Source organism: Cryobacterium sp. 10I1, assembly GCF_035019805.1.
GTDB lineage: Bacteria > Actinomycetota > Actinomycetes > Actinomycetales > Microbacteriaceae > Cryobacterium > Cryobacterium glucosi.
On record NZ_JASJVF010000255.1, the window covers coordinates 1 to 4,425 of the forward strand.

Sequence of the window (4,425 nt, forward strand, 5' to 3'; positions counted from 1 at the left end):
GTGCGGGCGGGCGCGCGCTTGGGCTTGGTCTCTGCGGCGTCTCCACTGGACACTCCGCCGTCAACGATGCCCTCTTCGATGGGCGCCTTGGGCAGCGGCATCTCGATGGGGGGAACGTCCGAGACCGGGCGCTTGTCGCTCGAGAGCCACTGCGGGCGCGGCGGGAGCTTTTCGATGCCGGCGAAGATCGGCGCGAGTTCGGTCTGGCCGAGGGTCTCGTGCTCGAGCAGTTCCGCGGCGAGCGTGTCGAGAATGGCGCGGTTCTTGCCGAGCACCTCGTATGCCTCGTCGTGGGCGGCCTCGAGCAGCAGGCGCACCTCGGTGTCGACGCTCTCGGCGAGGCGCTCGGAGTAGTCGCGCTGGTGGCCCATGTCGCGACCCAGGAACATCTCACCGGACGCCTGGCCCAGCTTGAGCGGGCCGACGGCGGCGCTCATGCCGAACTCGGTGACCATCTTGCGGGCGGTCGCCGTGGCCTTCTCGATGTCGTTGCTCGCGCCGGTGGTCGGGTCGTGGAAGATCATCTCTTCCGCGACACGGCCGCCCATCGCGTAGGCGAGCTGGTCGAGGAGTTCGTTGCGGGAGACGGAGTAACGGTCTTCGAGCGGCATGACCATCGTGTAACCGAGGGCACGGCCGCGGGGAAGGATGGTGATTTTCGTGACAGGGTCCGTGTTGTTCATTGCGCTCGCGACGAGGGCGTGGCCGCCCTCGTGATAGGCGGTGATCAGCTTTTCCTTGTCGCGCATGATGCGGGTGCGGCGCTGCGGGCCGGCCATCACCCGGTCGACGGCCTCATCGAGGGCGCGGTTGTCGATCAACTGCGCGTTCGAGCGTGCGGTCAGCAGGGCGGCCTCGTTGAGGACGTTGGCGAGGTCAGCGCCGGTGAAGCCGGGGGTCTTGCGGGCGAGGACCTCGAGGTCGACTCCCTGCGCCATCGGCTTGCCCTTGGCGTGCACCTCGAGGATCTTCTTGCGGCCGAGCATGTCGGGGGCGTCGACGCCGATCTGGCGGTCGAAGCGGCCGGGGCGGAGCAGCGCGGGGTCGAGGATGTCTGGGCGGTTGGTCGCGGCGATCAGGATGACGTTCGCCTTGACGTCGAAGCCGTCCATCTCGACGAGCAACTGGTTGAGGGTCTGCTCGCGTTCGTCGTGCCCGCCGCCCATGCCGGCGCCGCGGTGGCGGCCGACGGCGTCGATCTCGTCGATGAAGATGATCGCGGGGGCGTTCTCCTTGGCCTGCTGGAACAGGTCGCGGACGCGGCTCGCGCCGACGCCGACGAACATCTCGACGAAGTCGGAGCCGGAGATCGAGTAGAACGGCACCCCGGCCTCGCCTGCGACGGCGCGGGCGAGCAGGGTCTTACCGGTTCCGGGAGGGCCGTAGAGCAGCACACCCTTGGGGATGCGCGCTCCGACGGCCTGGAACTTCGCGGGTTCCTTGAGGAAGTCCTTGATTTCTTCGAGCTCTTCGATGGCCTCGTCTGCGCCGGCGACGTCCGCGAAGGTGACCTGCGGGCTCTCCTTCGAGACGAGCTTGGCCTTCGACTTGCCGAACTGCATGACCTTGTTGCCGCCGCCCTGCATGCCCGAAAGCATCAGCCAGGCGAACCCGCCGATCAGGATCACGGGGAGCAGGTAGCCGAGCAGGGTCACGAACCAGTTGGTCTGCGGCACCTCATCGGTGAAGCCGCCGGACAGGTCGGCGCTCGTGACGGCGTTGACGACCTCGGTGCCACGCGGAGCGACGTAGTAGAACTGCACCTTGGTGCCGAGCTTGTCGTCGGCCTGGGACAGTGTGAGGTCGACGCGCTGCTCGCCGTCGACGATCTTGGCCTCCGAGACCTTTCCGTCCTTGAGGAACTGGAGTCCCTGTGCGGTCGGAATCTCTCGGAACCCGGACATGGTGATCAGACTCGACCCTATCCAGACGGCGATAATCGCCAGAATGATGTAGAGGAGTGGCCCGCGGAGTAGCTTCTTGACGTTCATCGTGTTGTCAGGCTACCGTGCCCGCACTGAGCGGTCACCGTGTGTTCGCCCTGAGCGCGATGCGAGGCCGAGGCAGGCATCCGCTTCTCAGGAGTAGATGTGCGGGGCGAGCACGGCAACGGAACGCAGGTTGCGGTACTTCTCGGCATAATCGAGGCCGTAACCGACGACGAACTGGTTCGGGATGTCGAAGCCGAGGTACTTGACGTCGATGTCGACCCGGGCGGCGTCCGGCTTGCGGAGCAGCGCGCAGATCTCGACGGATTCCGGCTGGCGGGACTTGAGGTTCGCGATCAGCCAGGACAGGGTCAGGCCGGAGTCGATGATGTCCTCGACGATGAGCACGTTGCGGCCGTGCAGGTCGGTGTCGAGGTCCTTGAGGATCCGGACGACGCCGCTCGACTGGGTTCCGGAGCCGTATGAGCTCACCGCCATCCAGTCCATCGCGATCGGATGCTTGAGTTCGCGGGCCAGGTCGGCCATCACCATCACTGCGCCTTTGAGGACACCGACGAGCAGGAGATCCTTGCCCGCGTAGTCGGCTTCGATCCGGCGGCAGAGTTCGGCGAGGCGGCCGTGGATCTGCTCTTCTTCGATCAGGATTTCGGTGAGGTCGCCATCAATGTCGCGGGGTTCCATGGGGGAGGGAGGGTCCTTTGCTTTGTGCGTATTCAGTTGGCCGTGCGTGCCGTGCGAGGCCGGGCCCGGTGAAGACGAGCCAGCCATCGTGCCGTACAACTCTAACGCCTGGCAGGTCGAGCGGGCCCTGGCCGTGCCAATCGGTCACGAGCCGGCCGACGGCCAGGGTCGCCCCGCGGGGCAGGGCCATCACGACGGTGCCAGCGCCGGCACCGGCGGCGCGCAGGACTGTGCGTGCCGCCGCGAGCCGGATCAGCCGGTTCCGGAGCGCGGCGGGCTGTTCGGCGAGCACCTCGACGGGCACACGGATACCGCCTGCGACGATCTCGAAGGATCCGCCAGCGAGCTCCGCCGCGCGTTCGTCGAGGGCTGCGGCGTCTTCCCGCAACAGGTCCGCGGTGCGGGCGAGTGCCTCGGCGACACCGGGTCCGAGCTCGCGCTCGAGCGACGGCAGGACCGTGTCGCGTACCCTGACGCGGGCGAACCGTTGTTCCGCGTTGTGCGGGTCCGTCCAGGGGGTGAGGCCGGCATCCGTGCAGGCGGCGACGGTCTGGGCGCGGCGGATCCCGAGCAGGGGGCGGAGGTACGCGCCGCTGACCCGCAGCATGCCGTGCAGGCTGACCGGGCCGGAGCCGCGGGCGAGGCCGAGCAGCACGGTCTCGGCCTGGTCGTCGAGCGTGTGACCGAGCAGCACGTGGCTCGCGCCGGTGTCGGCGAGTGCACGGACGAACGCGGCATAGCGGCCGGTGCGGGCCGCGGCCTCCGGGCCGCTGTAGGTCTCGGCGGGGTCGGTGTCTGCGGCACTCCCCCGGTGGTTCTCGCCGTGGTCGACGGTGATGCGCACGACGAGCACGGGGTCGAGGCCGAGGGCCGCTGCCTGCCGGGCGGCCTCGGCGGCGACGTCCGCGGACCCGGGCTGCAGGGCGTGGTCGACGATCACGGCCCCGGCGCGGAGTCCCGCCCGCGCTGCCTCGAAGGCAGTCCCGGCCGCGAGCGCGAGCGAATCCGGGCCGCCGCTGAGGCCGACGAGGACGAGGCCGCGCGTTTCGGCGTCTGGTGCGGAGGCGCCGGGGACGGAGGCGCCCGGGGCGGAGGGTTCGGACCCGGAAGCCTGCGGCGACGCTGAGGAGCCGAGCCCGGCGTCCGCCAGCACGGCGCGGATCGCCCGGCGGATGTCGGCGATCTCCGGTGTCAGTCTCGGGCGGCGCGTTGACTCCATCCAGTAACGTTATCCGGAGACTGTGAACAAGGGAGAGACCAGGCCATGGCCGCATATGACGCAGTAATCGAAATTCCCCGGGGAAGCCGCAACAAGTACGAGGTCGACCACGAGACCGGACGGGTCTACCTCGACCGTGTGCTCTACACGAGCTTCGTGTACCCGACGGACTACGGGTTCTTCGAGAACACCCTCGGCCTCGACGGCGATCCCGTCGACGTTCTCGTGCTGCTCGACTTCCCGCTGTTCCCCGGCGTCGGCGTCTCGGTGCGTCCGGTCGGTGTCTTCAACATGACGGATGACGGCGGCTCTGACGCCAAGGTCATCGCCGTTCCCGCGGGCGACCCCCGCTGGGACCACATCCAGGACGTCCTCGACATCCCGGAGTACACCCGCAAGGAGATCGAGCACTTCTTCGAGCACTACAAGGACCTCGAACCGAACAAGTGGGTCAAGACGGAGGGCTGGGGCGACGCCGCCGAAGCCAACCAGATCGTCGAAGACGGCATCAAGAAGCTCGCCGCCGAGGGCCACTGACCTCTAGCGCGCTTCGTGCGTCGCGCTCGCGCGCTGCCG

The 4,425-nt window shown here is 68.4% G+C and carries 4 protein-coding genes; 1 reads left to right on the forward strand and 3 read right to left on the reverse strand.

The window, feature by feature from the left end; all coding sequences use genetic code 11:
- From ftsH to tilS, 3 genes are all read right to left on the reverse strand, one after another.
- Positions 1–1,991, reverse strand: a 1,991-nt coding sequence (gene ftsH, locus QN345_RS15905) for an ATP-dependent zinc metalloprotease FtsH (protein ID WP_323508855.1), incomplete at its 3' end; no start/stop codon positions are given.
- An 87-nt stretch (positions 1,992–2,078) separates the two neighbouring features.
- Entirely contained in the window at positions 2,079–2,630 is a 552-nt protein-coding gene (gene hpt, locus QN345_RS15910; RefSeq protein ID WP_134446290.1) for a hypoxanthine phosphoribosyltransferase, read from the reverse strand.
- Entirely contained in the window at positions 2,611–3,849 is a 1,239-nt protein-coding gene (tilS, locus tag QN345_RS15915; protein WP_323508856.1) for a tRNA lysidine(34) synthetase TilS, read from the reverse strand. Before tilS ends, hpt begins: the two co-directional genes overlap by 20 nt.
- A gap of 45 nt (positions 3,850–3,894) precedes the next feature.
- Between tilS and QN345_RS15920 the strand changes: the two genes are divergently transcribed.
- Positions 3,895–4,386 carry an inorganic diphosphatase gene (locus QN345_RS15920; protein WP_134446288.1) on the forward strand — a complete coding sequence of 164 codons (492 nt, stop codon included), beginning with the start codon at positions 3,895–3,897 and terminating at the stop codon, positions 4,384–4,386.
- Positions 4,387–4,425: the final 39 nt, after the last annotated feature.